Source organism: Aeromonas genomosp. paramedia (assembly GCF_023093515.1).
Taxonomy (GTDB): Bacteria; Pseudomonadota; Gammaproteobacteria; order Enterobacterales; family Aeromonadaceae; genus Aeromonas.
This window is the reverse complement of the sequence record NZ_JAAROG010000017.1, coordinates 397,969-413,109: the sequence shown is the minus strand read 5'-3', so window position 1 is coordinate 413,109 and position 15,141 is coordinate 397,969. Positions and strand designations below refer to the sequence as shown.

The 15,141-nt window shown below is 62.5% G+C and carries 15 protein-coding genes; 10 read left to right on the top strand and 5 right to left on the bottom strand.

Annotated features, from left to right (window positions below):
* Positions 1 to 11: 11 nt before the first annotated feature.
* Positions 12 to 350: a ribosome hibernation-promoting factor, HPF/YfiA family gene (hpf, locus tag HB860_RS12410; protein WP_025326380.1), complete on the bottom strand. Its 339-nt coding sequence runs from the start codon at positions 348 to 350 to the stop codon at positions 12 to 14.
* Positions 351 to 740: 390 nt separating this feature from the next.
* Between hpf and HB860_RS12405 the strand changes: the two genes are divergently transcribed.
* From HB860_RS12405 to yciA, 5 genes are all read left to right on the top strand, one after another.
* On the top strand, positions 741 to 3,257 hold the full coding sequence (locus HB860_RS12405; RefSeq protein WP_247626847.1) for a putative bifunctional diguanylate cyclase/phosphodiesterase: 2,517 nt from the start codon (positions 741 to 743) through the stop codon (positions 3,255 to 3,257).
* An 86-nt stretch (positions 3,258 to 3,343) separates the two neighbouring features.
* On the top strand, positions 3,344 to 5,260 hold the full coding sequence (locus HB860_RS12400) for a transglycosylase SLT domain-containing protein (RefSeq protein ID WP_247626846.1): 1,917 nt from the start codon (positions 3,344 to 3,346) through the stop codon (positions 5,258 to 5,260).
* A gap of 176 nt (positions 5,261 to 5,436) precedes the next feature.
* Complete coding sequence (locus tag HB860_RS12395) at positions 5,437 to 6,435, top strand: LacI family DNA-binding transcriptional regulator (RefSeq protein ID WP_041206143.1); 999 nt, start codon at positions 5,437 to 5,439, stop codon at positions 6,433 to 6,435.
* A gap of 246 nt (positions 6,436 to 6,681) precedes the next feature.
* On the top strand, positions 6,682 to 7,497 hold the full coding sequence (locus HB860_RS12390) for an NAD-dependent epimerase/dehydratase family protein (RefSeq protein ID WP_247626845.1): 816 nt from the start codon (positions 6,682 to 6,684) through the stop codon (positions 7,495 to 7,497).
* Between the two features lie 127 nt (positions 7,498 to 7,624).
* Positions 7,625 to 8,023: an acyl-CoA thioester hydrolase YciA gene (yciA, locus tag HB860_RS12385; RefSeq protein ID WP_005325590.1), complete on the top strand. Its 399-nt coding sequence runs from the start codon at positions 7,625 to 7,627 to the stop codon at positions 8,021 to 8,023.
* Between the two features lie 6 nt (positions 8,024 to 8,029).
* On the opposite strand, the gene HB860_RS12380 is transcribed toward yciA, so the two are convergent.
* Complete coding sequence (locus HB860_RS12380) at positions 8,030 to 8,254, bottom strand: hypothetical protein (RefSeq protein ID WP_025326386.1); 225 nt, start codon at positions 8,252 to 8,254, stop codon at positions 8,030 to 8,032.
* A gap of 111 nt (positions 8,255 to 8,365) precedes the next feature.
* Here HB860_RS12380 and HB860_RS12375 point away from each other — a divergent pair, with 111 nt between their 5' ends.
* Complete coding sequence (locus tag HB860_RS12375; RefSeq protein ID WP_139439273.1) at positions 8,366 to 9,211, top strand: endonuclease/exonuclease/phosphatase family protein; 846 nt, start codon at positions 8,366 to 8,368, stop codon at positions 9,209 to 9,211.
* Between the two features lie 97 nt (positions 9,212 to 9,308).
* Here the strand turns inward: HB860_RS12375 and HB860_RS12370 are convergent, their stop codons facing one another.
* Positions 9,309 to 10,559 (bottom strand): LysM peptidoglycan-binding domain-containing protein, encoded by a 1,251-nt coding sequence (locus tag HB860_RS12370; RefSeq protein WP_247626844.1) that lies wholly within the window; start codon positions 10,557 to 10,559, stop codon positions 9,309 to 9,311.
* Positions 10,560 to 10,613: 54 nt separating this feature from the next.
* Between HB860_RS12370 and HB860_RS22290 the strand changes: the two genes are divergently transcribed.
* Positions 10,614 to 10,832, top strand: a complete 219-nt coding sequence (locus tag HB860_RS22290) for a hypothetical protein (protein ID WP_241672827.1) — start codon at positions 10,614 to 10,616, stop codon at positions 10,830 to 10,832.
* Between the two features lie 87 nt (positions 10,833 to 10,919).
* Here HB860_RS22290 and gloB read toward each other — a convergent pair whose 3' ends face one another.
* A complete protein-coding gene (gene gloB / locus HB860_RS12360; RefSeq protein WP_247626843.1) occupies positions 10,920 to 11,684 on the bottom strand; it encodes a hydroxyacylglutathione hydrolase in 765 nt (254 codons plus the stop codon).
* A gap of 81 nt (positions 11,685 to 11,765) precedes the next feature.
* Here gloB and HB860_RS12355 point away from each other — a divergent pair, with 81 nt between their 5' ends.
* A complete protein-coding gene (locus HB860_RS12355; RefSeq protein ID WP_162519303.1) occupies positions 11,766 to 12,488 on the top strand; it encodes a class I SAM-dependent methyltransferase in 723 nt (240 codons plus the stop codon).
* 59 nt (positions 12,489 to 12,547) lie between these two features.
* Here HB860_RS12355 and rnhA read toward each other — a convergent pair whose 3' ends face one another.
* Complete coding sequence (gene rnhA / locus HB860_RS12350) at positions 12,548 to 13,012, bottom strand: ribonuclease HI (protein WP_025326391.1); 465 nt, start codon at positions 13,010 to 13,012, stop codon at positions 12,548 to 12,550.
* A 52-nt stretch (positions 13,013 to 13,064) separates the two neighbouring features.
* Between rnhA and dnaQ the strand changes: the two genes are divergently transcribed.
* Positions 13,065 to 13,799 carry a DNA polymerase III subunit epsilon gene (gene dnaQ / locus HB860_RS12345; protein WP_247626842.1) on the top strand — a complete coding sequence of 245 codons (735 nt, stop codon included), beginning with the start codon at positions 13,065 to 13,067 and terminating at the stop codon, positions 13,797 to 13,799.
* A complete protein-coding gene (locus HB860_RS12340) occupies positions 13,796 to 15,058 on the top strand; it encodes a TIGR03503 family protein (RefSeq protein ID WP_247626941.1) in 1,263 nt (420 codons plus the stop codon). Before dnaQ ends, HB860_RS12340 begins: the two co-directional genes overlap by 4 nt.
* Positions 15,059 to 15,141 lie beyond the last annotated feature (83 nt).

Sequence of the window (15,141 nt, the reverse complement as noted above, 5' to 3'; positions counted from 1 at the left end):
GATAACCGGGATTAGGCGTCGGCTTCATCCACCTCGGGAACGTCCTTGCCTGCGACTGCCGCGCGGCGGGCGAGGGGTTTCTCGATATGACGATTGAGCTGGCGCTCCAGCTTCTGGCCCAGATCCGTGATGGCGGCATACAGATCCTCGTGCTCTGCCTGCGCAAACAACTTGCCGTTGGGAATGCCGGCGGTGGCTTCGACGATATACATCAAACGCTCTTTGGAGATGATCACATGGGGTGTGATAAGAGGCACCTGAAGACGCTCGAGCTTTTCAAAACGGGATTCAATGCGCTCGCGGATGGCTGGGGTAATGTCGATGATTTTACTGGTCATTTCGATTTTCATATTGGCCCCCTTCGGGTCGTCTTGCTTGTGTCTTCACCCTCAGATTACCCATGTGGCTGAATCAAAATGTGATCTGCATCACAAAATATCCCCTTGGTGATCCGGCAATCCCTAAATTGTGAGCTTTTCCCGTTTCATGCCAAAAACCGCTTGAGCTCAGCGAAACGGGCAGGCAGTATGCGCGAATAGGATCGTTTCTGTCCCCCCTTGGCAGCGCCTTGTGTCGACCCGATGTCTGGTTTTCACCGCTCAGTCTCGCATTTTCTCTACCCACATCGTTTATCGCATCGCAAAAGGATTGCCATGCGCCGGTGGAGATATGCGCACAAACGGATATGCTTTTCTGCATGTGTCGGGGTGGATAATGTGGTTGTAGTGTTGGAGTTGTAAATGAAGCAACAAGCCACCCAGATGATGTGGTTTTATGATCGACAGTATGAGCAGTGGAGTCTGTCCGATCATCTCTCTTGCCAGCCCTGGCAAGGGGAGGGGGCTCATCCCTGGGCCAGCCAGCTGGCGCCAGAAGATGAATCCGGTTTCGCCGATTTTCTCGCAAGACTCCACCATTCGGGCCAGCCCGGCCAGTTCATCGGTCACCTCAGCGATGAGGCAGGCACAGTGCATCACGTGCTCTGGTACGGCCAGTATGTGCCTGCCCAGCAGCTCTGCTGCGGCTGGCTGGCGCCCCTGGAGATGGCTCACAACGCCGCCAGCCGCGCCGAGCCGCCCGCCAGTCTGGCCCCGCCGCTTCCCCTGCTGCAAGCCCCCTTGCTGGCCCAGCTGGCGCAGGCGCTCTCCGCGAGGACTGGCCTCGATTTCTGCCATACCCTGGTCAACGAGCTGGCTCACATTCTGGGAGCCAACGCGGTCTGGCTGACGGAGCGGGTGGGCCTTGACCGGCTCAGGGTGCTGGCGAGCCACGGCATCGACTTCAAGGAGTACGCCCTGGCGGACATGCCCTGTCAGCAGCTCTATCGGGGCGCCGCCAGTGCGACCCCCATCAGCGAGCCCCTGACCGGCTGCACCTGCCTGCCCCCTGGCCAGCACTACTATGCGCAGCCTCTGCTGGATCGCAGTGGCCAGATCCTGGGCCATCTCGCCCTGCTGTTCCCGAACCAGACCCAGACCGCCGATCTGGGATCCGTGCTGACCATCTTCTCGGTGCGCATGGTGGCGGAGCTGGAGCGTCTGCAGAGCGACGCCCTGATGCGACTCTCTGCGGTGGCGTTCGAAACCCATGAAGGCATCATCATCACGGATCCGGACTTCAAGATCCTGCGGGTCAACTACGCCTTCAGCCAGATCACCGGCTTCGACAGCCAGGGGGTGATAGGCCTGCACCTTGGCAACGACCTCTGGTCCGGGCTCGGGGGGCTCGGCTATGAGCTCAACGCCCTGGATCGCTGGCAGGGAGAGACGTTGCGCCTGCACGCCGACGGCCATGTCTACCCCCAGTGGGAGATCGTCACGCCGGTGCAGGATGACAAGGGGGGCATCAGCCACTACGTCATCTTCTTCGAAGACATCTCCGAGCGTAAGGCGGCGGAGCGCCGCATCCAGGATCTCGCCTATTACGACGAGCTGACCGGTTTGCCCAATCGTCGCCAGCTCCACGAGACCCTGGCCCAGGCGTTCAGCGAGGCGAGCCGCGAGCACCTGATCGGCGCCCTGCTGTTCATCGATCTCGATCACTTCAAGACCATCAACGACTCCCTCGGTCATGCCACCGGCGACTGGCTGCTCAAGGAGGTGGCGAACCGCCTCAAGCGGCTGGTGCGGCAGGGGGATTGTCTGGCCCGGCTCGGCGGCGACGAGTTCGTGTTGCTGCTGCCTGGCCTCTCCATCAGTCCGCCCCAGGCGGAGATGCAGGCCGATCTCATCGCCGAGCGGCTCATCGGCGAGATTGCCGCCCCCTACAGTCACGGAGGCCAGGTGCTGCACATCGGGGCCAGCGTCGGCATCACGCTCTTCCCCGGAAGGGAGCAGGAGGCCGGGGATCTGCTCAAGCAGGCCGACACCGCCATGTACCAGGCCAAGTCGGCGGGTCGCAAGACCCGGCGTTTCTTCGATGCCTCCATGCAGTTGCAGGCGGACCGGCGTCTGCTCATTCACAACGAGCTGCGCAGCGCCCTCAACAATCAGGAGCTGACCCTTCACTATCAGCCCCAGCACATGGTCGAAGGGGGGGACATCATAGGGGTGGAGGCGCTGATCCGCTGGCAGCCGCCTGGCCGTGCCCTGGTCTCTCCCGCCGAGTTCATCCCCATCGCCGAGGAGACGGATCTCATCGTCGACATCGGCAACTGGGTGTTGCATGAGGCCTGTACCCAGTATGTCTCCTGGGAGGAGAACGGGATCCACGTGCCCCAGCTGTCGGTCAACGTCAGTGCCAAGCAGTTCCATGCCCACGATTTCGTCGATCGGATCCACGATGTGCTGGCCGCCACCGGCATGGATCCCTCCTGCCTGAACCTGGAGATCACCGAGTCCGTGGTGCTCGGTCATGCGGAGGACACCATCAGCAAGATGGCCGAGCTCAAGACCCTTGGCATCAGCTTCGCCATCGACGATTTCGGCGCCGGCTACTCCTCCCTGAGCTACCTCAAGCGGTTGCCCGCCGATGAACTCAAGATCGACCGCTCCTTCATCCAGGACATCCCCAAGGATGGCGACAACATGGCCATAGTGGAGGCGGTGATCGCCATGGCCCGTCACATGGGATTCAACGTGACGGCCGAGGGGGTGGAGTCCCGCCAGCAGCTGGAGTTCCTGCAGGCGCAGGGCTGCCATTTCTTCCAGGGCTATCTCGCCTCCAAGCCGCTGCCCGTGCCCTATCTGGAGCGCTACATCAGCCGCCTGAGCCGCCATGATCGCGCCGCCCCTGCCGACAAAAATAGTGTGGCGTAGCGCCCCTCTTTAACGGGTAGAATGAAGGTATCTCACCACCGCCAGCGGGCGGTGGTTATGCCTCTTCTTTAGGGAGAATGCCTTTCGTGAAAGCCGTGCAGGGAATCATCTTTTCGGCGTTGTGTGTGCCAGGGCTAGTGGCCCCCGTCTTTGCGCAAACCATGGAGCAGTCCCTCTATCGCGAGGGTTATGACGCCGTGCGTGCCAATGATCAGGAGCGCTTCCAGCAGATCCGCGCCCGTCTCAACCACTATCCGCTGCTGCCCTATCTGGATTACTACCAACTGGCGTTCCGGCCCGGGGCGGCAGACTACGACGACGTGACCCGCTTCATCCGCCAGCACGGGGATACCCCCCAGTCCAACCGTCTGGAGCGCGCTTACCTCACCTACCTGGCCCAGAGCCAGCAGTGGTCCCAGTTCCTGCGCTTCTACCCGGCCAAGCCGAACTCTACCGATCTGCTCTGCATGCACTACCAGGCCCGCTATTACACCGGCCACAAGAGCGAGGCCCTGCAGGAAGCGGGCAAGCTCTGGCTGAGCGGCCAGTCCAGACCCGATGCCTGCGATCTCCTGTTCCAGCTCTGGCAGCAGGCGGGCCTGCGCACCCAGGAGAAGATCTGGCAGCGGATGAACCTGGCCTTCGAGGCGCAGAACCCCAATCTCATCCGCCACCTCGGCGCCCAGCTGGGGGGCAGTCTGAAACCCTATGGGGATCAGATGATAGCCCTGTTTGATCAACCGGCCAGGGCGATGAACCCGGCCTCCTTCTCGACGGCGCCGCAGTCGAGGCAGCTGCTCTCCCTCGGGCTGGCCCGCTATGCCAACGAGCAACCCGAGCCCGCCCTGCGCCAGCTGGGGGAGATGAAGCGCCGCTTCGGCCTGAACCAGGCCGAGGTTGCTCGGGTGGAGCGCGCCGCCGCCCGCCGCCTGCTGCTCGATCGCTCCCTCGCCCAGCGCAGCTGGCTGGATGCGACCCTGGTGCGGATGAAGGATGCCGAGCTGGTGGAGCTGCGGGCACGCCTCGCCATCTGGGAGCAGGATTGGCGCGGCCTCGAAGGCTGGGTCAAGCGGATGCCCATGGCACTGCAGAAGGAGGATCGCTGGCGCTACTGGCTGGCACGCTCACTGGAGGTGCAGGGTCGGCAAAAACCGGCGCGGGAGCTCTATCTCGAGACCGCCAATCTGCGCGGCTTCTATGGCTTCATGGCGGCGCAGCGCACCGGTGTGCCCTATCGCATCAAGAACCAGAGCGTGGGGCACAAGGTGCCGGACTGGCGCACCGCCAGCAGCCGCTGGCCTTTCCTGGTGCGGGTGCGCGAGCTGCTGGCGATGAACGAGATCACGGCGGCGCGCTCTGAGTGGATCCACAACATGGATCGCAACCCCGTGGCCCAGCGCCTGGAGTTCGGTCATATCGCCCTCAACCAGGGCTGGCACGAGCTGGCGATCCTCTCCAGCATCCGGGCCGAGGCCTGGGATGCGATCGACTTGCGCTTCCCCTTGCCCCTCAAGCGTACCTTCTCCCAGATGGCGCAGGAGCGCACCATGAACACCAGCCTGCTCTACGCCATCTCCCGTCAGGAGAGCGCCCTCTATCCGCTGGCGCAGTCGCCGGTCGGGGCGCGTGGCCTGATGCAGCTGATGCCGGCCACCGCGAGGGAGACCGCCAGCAAGCTGGGAGTACCCTATCGCAACGAGCAGCAGCTGTTCGATCCCGCCATGAACATCCGCCTCGGCAGCGCCTACCTCAAGCGGCTGCTGGACGTCTATGACGGCAACCGGATCCTGGCGGCGGCGGCCTACAATGCGGGCCCCGGCAGGGTCAAGCGCTGGCGGGATCAGAGCACCAACAAGCCGATGGATGTCTGGGTGGAGAGCATCCCCTATAAAGAGACGCGCAACTACGTCCAGAACGTGCTCTCCTTCGATCTCATCTACCAGCACAAGCTGCAGCAGCCCCTGCGTTTCATGTCGGAACGCGAGCTCAATCACGCCTATTGAGAACCGAGGCAGTCGCGTCAGCGACTGCCTCCCATTCTTGCCTCAGAATGGTTATTATCCCTTAAGCTTTGTTACAAAAGGAAACCTGTCAGGTGATCGGGCGCCGCGTCTTGGTCTGACTGGTTCGATATAATGCCCGATCAACACAGACAGGCTCCCCAACAAAGGAATTGAGAGTGGCAACGATCAAAGACGTATCTCAGCTGGCGAATGTGTCCATTTCGACGGTGTCGCGAGTCATCAACAACACGGCGCAGGTTGCACCCGAGAAGCGCGAGGCCGTGCTCGCGGCCATGAAGGAGCTGAGTTTTCGTCCAAACAGCTTCGCCCAGGCCCTGGTAAGCAAGCGTTCCAACTGCATCGGTGTCCTGGTTGGGGATCTCTGTGGTGGCCCCTTCTTCGCCCAGATGATGCGTGGCATCGAGAGCATGGTCGACAAGGCGAACAAGTTCACCATAGTGGTCTCCGGCAACCACGACGCGGCCCGGGAGCGTCACGCCATCCAGGCGCTGCTGCAACGCCAGTGCGACGCCCTGATCCTGCACAGCAAGGCGCTGCCGGACGAAGAGCTGAGCGAGCTGGCGTCGGGTTCCACCCCCATCGTCTTCATCAATCGCCAGGTGCCGGGCTGCGAGGAGCGCTGCGTCTGGCTCGACAACCAGGCGGGCATCACCACGGCCTGTCAGCACCTGCTGGACGCGGGGCACAGCCGGATCGCCTTCATCACCTCGGATGACGAGGAGTTCGTCGATGGCCAGCAGCGGATGGCCGGCTATCGTGTCGCCCTGCAACGGGCCGGCATCGAGCTGGATCCTGCCCTCATCGGTCGCGCCTTCGCCGACGAGAAGGGGGGCTATGTGGCCATGAGCGAGCTGCTGGAGCGCGGCGTTCCCTTCACGGCCGTGCTGGGCTTCAACGATGCCATGGTGGCGGGAGCCATCTCCTGCCTGCTGGAGCGGGGCTACAAGATACCGCAGCAGGTCTCGGTGGTCGGCTTCGACGACATACCCTATGCCCGTTACATCTATCCCAAGCTCACCACGGTGCGCTACCCCATCGAGGAGATGGGAGAGCGGGCCGCCGAGCTGGCCCTGCGCCTGCTGGATCACAAGCCGGTAGAGGGTCTGGCGCTCAAGTTTGAAGCTGAGCTGGTGCGTCGGGAGTCCGTGGCCTGAGCCATGAAGTTGGCCCCATGCGGGCCAGCTTTTTCATCAAACGGTGAAAGCGCTTTCAGAAATCCTTTTCAACTGTGATCCGCTTCAAAGCTTTTTGACCGCGCTGCCACTAGGATAGGCCCACGAATTAGGAGCGTGCGCTCCCGATTTTCCCGCTGTGGGAGGTAACCGGTTCATCCGGCTATTTCCTTCGTTACTTTCGACGGTCATCATGGATGGCCGTTTTTTTTTGCCGAGATTTTGCCAATGACGACCGAACACGAGTATCAGACGGGAATAGTGGGAGCAGGCTGGCTGGGGTTGCCGCTGGCCAGGGCGTTGCAGGGGCAGGGTCAGTCCGTCGCCGTGACGGTCAGTTCCCTCGAGAAGGCGACCCGGTTGCGTGACGGGGGCATCGCGGCCTGGCCGCTGCTGCTGGCCCCGGACATGGCGGGCCCGCTGCCGTTTCGCTGCCGCGATCTGGTGATCTGCGTCCCCCCCAGCAAGACCGAAGACTACCCGGCATCGGTGGCACGGCTGTGCCAGCTGGCCAGGGAGGCCGGCGCTGGCAAGGTGCTCTTTATCAGCGCGACCTCGGTGTGGGCGCCAGGGCAGGGGGAGGATGAGACCCCGAGTCCGGCCAGCGCCAGGGGAGAGCGGATGCGGGCGGCAGAACTGGCTGTCCAGGAGGGAGGCTTTGCCTGCGCCATGGTGCTGCGCCCGGCCGGTCTGTACGGTCCGGACAGACACCCCGGGCGCTTCCTCGCGGGCAAGACGCTGGCAGGGGGAGGGCAGGCGGTGAACCTGGTGCATCTGGACGATGTGGTGGCGGCCTGCCAGCTGATGCTGGCGGCGGGGCAGGAGGGGGACGCCTATAACCTGAGTGCCCCGGTCCACCCGCGCCGGGAGCAGCTCTATCCCTTCGCGAGCCGTCTGCTCGGGCTGGCGCCCCCGCAGTTCATCGAGCCGGCGGGGGACTTTTCCCCCATCGAGGGAGAGCGCATCTGCCAGCGACTGGGTTTCGTCTACCGCTGGCCGGATCCGGCCCACTGGTTTGCCGCCCAGGCGTCCTTGCAAGGCTGAGTCAGGATGGGTTTCAACCTGGTCTTCTTTGCATGTGGTGGGGCACGGGAGCCCCGCGCGGCAATTGAGGTTTGCCAAGGGCGGGATCGCCCCCTATCATGCCGCCATCCATATAGAGAGAGCGGTAATGATGGAAGAGACAAAGCGTCATCCCGATGGGGAGCTGTTGCTGAGAACCCTGGCGATGCCAGCCGATACCAACCCCAATGGCGATATCTTCGGGGGGTGGATCATGTCCCAGATGGATATAGGTGGGGGCATCATGGCCAAGGAGCTGGCAAAAGGACGCATCTGTACCGTCTCGGTGGAAGGCATGACCTTCCACAGTCCGGTCAAGGTGGGCGACGTGGTGTGTTGCTATGGTCGCTGCCTGAAGGTCGGGCGCAGCTCCATGCGCCTCAAGCTGGAGGTCTGGGTCAAGCCGGTGCTGCGGGAGAATGAGGCCCAGCGTTACTGCGTGACGGAAGGGGTCTTTACCTACGTGGCCATCGACGATCAGGGCAAATCCCGTCCCGTTCCGGTCTGAACCTGCTCAGATGAGCCGGGCGTTGATGATGGATATTTCCTGCTCAAGCCCGGTTTTTTGCCGTATCATGCGTTCCAGCATCTCTTCCGAGCCGACGCACTGATCCGTGTCGAACAGGCAGAGATCGCACTGGGGATCCCGTCTGATCTGATAGACGGTGGAAAGCTCCACTTGATGACAGGTTCCTTGTTGATCATAAAATGTCACGCGGTACTGGTGCTGTCTCGCCATTGCGGGATCCCTCATGGATGAGTCGGGCCGGACACGAATAATGAGACTAGTCGGCGTCCATGACCTCTGTGAGGATCATGGCGCCTTGCAGAGGCAGGTGATTGTTAGCCAATGAAAAATAGTTATCGGATTCTGGGGACTTCCCTGCTGACGCTGGGACTGGTTGGCTGTTTCGAGGTGCCGGATCAGGATCACCTGGTCACGGCGGCGGGCATAGTGCCCGGCGTTGATTGCCAGAAGCCCCCCCTGGTGGCGCTGGCCTCCACCGCCTTGCCCCGCGAGTTTGGCATCACCGTCTGGAATCTCTACAAGGGGCAGCGCAAGAACTGGCGCGAAGGGCTGGATGAATATGCCAAGTCCCAGGATCTGGTGCTGTTGCAGGAGTCTGCGACCCGGCCCGAGATGCTGCAATGGCTGCGTGCTGGCGACTTCCAGTGGCAGCAGTTGCAGGCGTTCACCCAGGGCGGCGTCTCCTTCGGTGTCATGACGGTGGCCAAGACGCCGCAGGCCTTCGTCTGTGGCGTGCGCTCCCCCGAGCCGTTGCTGCGCATCCCCAAGTCCGGTCTGGTGAGTCTCTACCCCTTGCAGGGGGATCCTGACGGCGTGCTGGTGGTCAACCTGCATGCGGTCAACTTCGAGCTGGGGATGGCCACCTTCCGCGAACAGCTCAACGATCTGACCGCCTTGATCCATCGCCATCAGGGCCCTGTCATCCTGGGGGGAGACTTCAACACCTGGAGCGACAAGCGCGAGTTCTGGCTGAACAAGCTGGTCGGCGAGCTCGGCCTGCAGGAGGCCATCCCCGTGCCCGACTTGCGCCGTACTGCCTTCGGCCGTCCGCTGGATCACCTCTACTACCGCAACCTGGACCTGGTGGAGGTGAGCTCACCGGCCACCGATGCCTCGGATCACAATCCCATCATGGCGCGCTTCGCAGCCCAGGCCATCACTCCCTGAGTCTGACGCCCAACAAGGGGGATTGGCTTCGGCTGGTTTATGCAGACAAAAAAATACCCCGCACTCGCGGGGTATTTTTTTATTCGGTGAGAAGCAATCAGCTGTTGTTTTTCACGAACAGGGTCAGCTCCTGCCCCGGCTTGAGGTAGTCGCTCTTGCCGAGCTGGTTCCAGCGCATCACGTCGTTGACGGCGACCTGGAAGCGGGCGGCGATGGAGGAGAGGGAATCCCCGCGACGCACCTGATAGACCATGGATTTGTTGCTGCCCTTGCCCTGCTTGGGCCAGACCACCAGCTTCATGCCCGGTTTCAGGGCTGACTTGGCGCTCAGGCCGTTCCACTTGGCCAGATCGGCGTGGGTCACCCCGTGGGCCTGGCTGATGCTCCACAGATTGTCACCGGAGCGCACCTGATACTGGATCTTGCTGCCACTGCGGCTGGCCAGTTGCTGAGGCTTGCTGCGGGTGACCTGGCTCGCGGTGCCGCCGTTGGGGATCACCAGGCTCTGGCCACGGCGCAGATTGTTGCCGCGCAGATTGTTGGCCAGCTTGAGCTGCTGCACGCTCACCCCGTGGTTCTGGGCGATGCGGGAGAGGGTATCGCCGCTGGTGACCTGATAGGAGCGCACGCCACGGGTACGTTCACGCTGGGGCAGATCGGCCAGGGCCAGCTCCAGGGTGTCGGCGTACTCGATGGGTACCAACAGGTTGTAGGGGCCTCGCGGCGAGGTCATGCCACGCTTGAGTGCCGGATTGAGGGCCTTGAGCTGGGAGGCGGAGACGCCTGCCAGCTGGGCCGCCACGTTCAGATCGATCTGGCCACCTGTGTTGATGGTCCGCAGCTGCGGCTTGTTGGCCAGCACCGGCAGGGTGACATTGTATTTGTCCGCATTGCGGATCATGTCGGCCATGGCCAGGATCTTGGGCACATACATCCGGGTCTCGCGGGGCAGGTCCAGCGACCAGTAATCGGTCGGCCGACCGGCCTTCTGATTGCGGATGATGGCGTTGCGTACCCGGCCTTCACCGGCATTGTAAGCGGCCAGGGTCTGCAGCCAGTCGCCGTCGAAGAAACGGTTCAGGTACTCCAGGTAGTCCAGTGCGGCATTGGTGGACGCCAATACATCGCGGCGGCCGTCATACCAGTTGTCGTGGCGCAGGCCGAAGTTCTTGCCGGTCGCAGGCACGAACTGCCAAAGACCCACCGCATTGCTGCGGGAGCGGGCATTGGGATCGAACATGCTCTCGATCATGGGGATGGTAATAAGCTCCATTGGCAGCTCACGCCGTTCGATTTCCTCTACCATCAGATACAGGTAGGGCTCAGCCCGGCTGGCAATGGTCGCCATATGCTTATCATTACGCAGTAACCAATCACGTTGCTGGCGGACACGAGCATTTTCGTGCGAGTCCAGCTGCATATCATCGCTGATACGCACCCACAGGTTATCCGTGTCATCCAGCTCTTCAATCTGTTCATCGCCGAACAGGAAGCGTGCCGAATGTTTTTTGTATGTTTTCTTGCTGACTTGGGGGGATTTGATCGGCTCGATTGCCGTTACCGCCCGGTCATCCTGATGGCTCAGGTTTTGACAGCCGCTGAGAAACAGCGCCGCCAATAAGGCCGTTCGTAGCTTCATCTCGCTCAGGTCATCTCTTGAAAAACAGCTCGCATCATAAGGGGCAATGGCCCCCTGATCAAGGTTTGTTCAAAAAACGTCCTTCCAGCCCCTCAGCACGGTGAAGGTATCCTCTGGATTTTCCAAGCATTTAAGGGCGTATTTCTCAGCAGAAAATTTCACTGAGTCCTCATTGCAGCGCAGAAAAACATTGAAATGCCGCTCATCCCCCAGGCGTGAGGGGAGACTCGGCAGGCCCTGCTGACGCAGCTTGCTGATCACCCCGATCCGGCGCTGGATCGCCAGGTTGTCCGGCTCGACCGCATGGGCGAAACGCAGGTTGGAGAGGGTGTATTCATGGGCACAATAAAGGAGGGTGTCATCGGGCAGGGCCGCGAGCCGCTGCAGGGATCCATACATCTGGGCTGGGCTGCCTTCGAACAGGCGGCCACAGCCGGCACTGAAGAGGGTGTCGCCACAAAACAGCATGCCATGGCCGTGATAGGCGATGTGGCCCAGGGTATGGCCGGGGATGTGGAGGACATCCAGGCTCAGGCCGTGCCAGTTGATCTGATCCCCGTCATCGAGCCACTGGCCGTGGTGATCCGGCATGGGATCATGCTTGGGGCCATAGAGGCGGGCATGGGGGAAATGGTGGAGCAGATCCGTGACGCCGCCCACATGGTCGCGATGATGGTGGGTCAGCAGGATGGCATCGAGCTCAAGCCCGAGGGTCTCGAGCCGCTCCAGCACGGGGGCCGCCTCGCCCGGATCCACGACCAGGCAGTGATTTTCGTGTCGGATCAACCAGATGTAATTGTCGCTGAAGGCGGGAACTGTGATGACGGTATACATGGGTCGGCTTCTCTTTGTGTTCTCTTTGTAGAAGGGATCTTATATAACAAGATGGCATTCGCACCCCGGATTGGTCCCATTATGCAGCTGGCACGTACCGAACAACAGATCGCGATCCCGACCAGCTGGTCGGCACTGCCCATGGGGGACTGGGTGGCGGCCGAGCTCCAGGAGCGGCTCGACAACTGGTGCCCTCATCTGTTTGGCTACCATCTGCTGAAAATTGGCGCCCTGAGCGCCGAGCTCTCCTGCGGCAGCTCCACCATTCGCCACCAGCTAGGTGTCGCCCCCGGCGGGCGCCTGCTGGATATCAAGGGGGATCCCCTTGCCTTGCCGATCCGCACCGCCAGCGTGGATGCCTGCCTGCTCGCCCACTGCCTCGACTTTTCACCGGATCCCCACCAGGTGCTGCGCGAGGCTGAGCGGGTGCTGACCGATGACGGCTGGCTCATCGTCAGCGGCTACAACCCCACCAGCCTGGTCGGCCTGGGTCATTACCTGCCCTTCATGCGACAGCACCTGCCCTGGTCGGCCCGCATGTTCACCCCGGCCCGGGTGACCGACTGGTTGCAACTGCTGGGGTGCGAGGTGATGTTTGACGAGCGCTTCGGTTTCTCCTTCATGGGGAAGCAGAGCCGGATCGGCTGGTGGCGGGAGAGCCTGGGGCGGGATTACTGCAGGGCCTTTGCCTCTGTCTATGTGATAGCCGCCCGCAAGCGGCGTTTCCCCGTCACCCCGGTGCGCCGTCGCTGGCGCCTGCCGGAGTCGATGGCGGCGCCTGGCATGGCGCGCCAGGGCTGGTGACGAGGATGCCACGACAGACCGCTGGCTGTTTCCTTCATTGATAGAGACGCTTCGGCATCTCAGGGCTGGTAACCCGTGTCTTCGGCGAGCTGCTTGCCGCTGGCGGCATCCCGGGCCAGCACGTCACAGCGTTCGTTTTCCGGGTGACCGGAGTGGCCCTTGACCCAGAGCCATTCGATCTGATGGCGCGCCACTTCCGCGTCCAGCGCCTGCCAGAGATCGACGTTCTTGACCGGTTGGCGGTTGGATGTCATCCAGCCTTTCTTCTTCCAGCCGATGATCCACTGAGTGATGCCCTGGCGCACATATTGGCTGTCTGTGGTCAGGCGAACCTGGCAGGGTTCGTTCAGGGTGCGTAGCCCCATGATGGCGGCCATCAGCTCCATCCGGTTGTTGGTGGTCAGCCGATAGCCTCCTGCCAACTCCTTGCGGTGCTTGCCATAGACCATGACGGCGCCATAGCCGCCGGGGCCCGGATTGCCGAGGCAGGAACCATCCGTATACAAATCAATCTTTTTTAGCATGTGTCTTGGGGTAAACTAGCGAATAAAACCGAAGTTTGACATGGATTCGATCATGAGCACACCCCAACTGAATCGCCAGATCATTCTGGATACTGAAACCACAGGCATGAACACGGCAGGCGGCCCCGCCTACCTCGGGCACCGCATCGTCGAGATCGGCTGTGTGGAGGTGATCAACCGCAAACTGACCGGCAACCATTTCCATGTCTACATCAAGCCGGATCGGCTGGTGGACCCCGAGGCCATCGCCGTGCACGGCATCACCGATGCCTTCCTGGCGGACAAGCCCTCCTTCAGCCAGATAGCCGACGACTTCATCGCCTTCATCCGCGGTGCCGAGCTCATCGCCCACAACGCGCCCTTTGACGTGAGCTTCATGGACTATGAGTTCAGCAAGCTCGGCCTCGACTTCAAGACGGCGGACATCTGCGGCATCACGGATACCCTGGCGATGGCGCGGGACCTTTTCCCCGGCAAGCGCAACAACCTGGATGTGCTGTGCGATCGCTACGGCATCGACAACTCCCACCGTACCCTGCACGGGGCCTTGCTTGATGCGGAGATCCTGGCGGACGTCTACCTGCTGATGACGGGTGGCCAGACCAAGCTCAATCTGGCCAGCGAGAGCAACGAGAATGACAGCAGCCAGGACACCGGGATCCGCCGGCTGGAGAGCAACCGCGCCCCCCTCAAGGTGGTGCGCGCCAGCGACGAGGTGGTCGCCGCCCATGAGGCCAGGCTGGATCTGGTGCAGAAGAAAGGGGGAGCCTGCCTGTGGCGGCAATGAGTTCGCTCTGGGGAGGCGTGCTGCTGCTGACCTCCCTCTCCGGCATGGCCAACGAGGTGTTTGCCCCCTCCGACATTCCGCTGCTCGACAACCGCTTTCGCATCGATTACGGGGTCAAGGAGATCACCTTCATCATCAAGCGCAAGCCGGGCACGCCGTCGGTGATCCTGGTGCGGCCGGATGGCAGCAAGCTCTATGTGGGCAAGGTCACGCCGCCGGATGTGGGCTGGCTGACGCAGCAGGATCAGGATCTCATCACGGTGCGCAACCCCATGCCGGGCCCCTGGCAGGCCATCGGCGAGGTGGATCCCGACAACAGGGTGCGCCTGCTCACCGATATCCGGCTCGAGAGCGAGCCGTTGCCGACCCGCCTCTATCAGGGGGAGCGGGTCAAGCTGCAATCCAGGCTGCTGATCGACGGGGCGGCGCCGGGGGCGGACTACTACCTCTCCGATCTCGGCATGACGGTGAAGCTGCAGCAGTTCAACGATGCGGCCCAGAGCGGGGAGCCCATCGTCGAGGAGACCCTCGGACACTACCTGGATGATGGCAAGGGGCTCGACGAGGTGCCCGGGGATGGCGTGCTGACCGCCGAGGCGGTGCTGGATGTGCCGGCAGGCAAGTATCGCGCCCTCTACAGCACCGGCAACCAGGTGTTCTCCCGTGCCGAGTTCCAGCAGGTGCTGCTCTTCCCCTGGCCGCTGAGCTACACCCTGGATGCCCCTTCCGGCGACACCGGGGCCAGGCTCTCCTTGCTCATCGATGCCGACGAGCTGGATCCGGCCTCAGTGGTGATCCAGGGCAAGGCCATCGACAGCGCAGGGGTCAGCATGGCCTTCAATGCGATGGCAACCGAGCCCCGTCTTGGCGTCGATCTCTCCGCCCTCAAGGCGGCAGGCCAGTACAGGGTGGAAGCGACCCTGTTTGGCACCACCCGGCTCGGCCGCGAGGTGCAACTGCAGCTGCCGGTCAAGTCGTTCACCATCATGCCGCCACCGGCGCCCACTCCTTCAGCGGCGTCTCCCACCTCGGCGGCGGTCCCGGCCCAGGCCAGGTTTGAGGAGCGGGAGAGCCCGGTCTGGTTGCCCTGGGCCCTGGGAGGTGGCGGCCTGCTGCTGCTCCTGCTGGGAGCGGGTGGCTTCATCCTGCTGCAAAAGCGCCGCACCCTGCACAAGGCGATGGCGGCCCAGAAGGCACAAAGCGAGGCCGCGACCCCGGCGGCGGAGCCCAAGCTGGATCTCAATCTGCCGGAGCAGTAGCACGCGCTCAATGCAAAGCAAAGAAGCCGCCCTGTGGGCGGCTTCTGCATGATGGCGAGGTGGCAGCTCGCAGGACCCCTGTC

Excerpts from the sequence above, each read along its gene's own strand:
- hpf (WP_025326380.1), bottom strand. The coding sequence starts at position 350 with ATGAAAATCGAAATGACCAGTAAAATCATCGACATTACCCCAGCCATC.
- HB860_RS12405 (WP_247626847.1), top strand. The coding sequence starts at position 741 with ATGAAGCAACAAGCCACCCAGATGATGTGGTTTTATGATCGACAGTAT.
- HB860_RS12390 (WP_247626845.1), top strand. The coding sequence starts at position 6,682 with ATGACGACCGAACACGAGTATCAGACGGGAATAGTGGGAGCAGGCTGG.
- yciA (WP_005325590.1), top strand. The coding sequence starts at position 7,625 with ATGATGGAAGAGACAAAGCGTCATCCCGATGGGGAGCTGTTGCTGAGA.
- HB860_RS12380 (WP_025326386.1), bottom strand. The coding sequence starts at position 8,254 with ATGGCGAGACAGCACCAGTACCGCGTGACATTTTATGATCAACAAGGA.
- HB860_RS12375 (WP_139439273.1), top strand. The coding sequence starts at position 8,366 with ATGAAAAATAGTTATCGGATTCTGGGGACTTCCCTGCTGACGCTGGGA.
- HB860_RS12370 (WP_247626844.1), bottom strand. The coding sequence starts at position 10,559 with ATGGCGACCATTGCCAGCCGGGCTGAGCCCTACCTGTATCTGATGGTA.
- gloB (WP_247626843.1), bottom strand. The coding sequence starts at position 11,684 with ATGTATACCGTCATCACAGTTCCCGCCTTCAGCGACAATTACATCTGG.
- HB860_RS12355 (WP_162519303.1), top strand. The coding sequence starts at position 11,766 with ATGCAGCTGGCACGTACCGAACAACAGATCGCGATCCCGACCAGCTGG.
- rnhA (WP_025326391.1), bottom strand. The coding sequence starts at position 13,012 with ATGCTAAAAAAGATTGATTTGTATACGGATGGTTCCTGCCTCGGCAAT.
- dnaQ (WP_247626842.1), top strand. The coding sequence starts at position 13,065 with ATGAGCACACCCCAACTGAATCGCCAGATCATTCTGGATACTGAAACC.
- HB860_RS12340 (WP_247626941.1), top strand. The coding sequence starts at position 13,796 with ATGAGTTCGCTCTGGGGAGGCGTGCTGCTGCTGACCTCCCTCTCCGGC.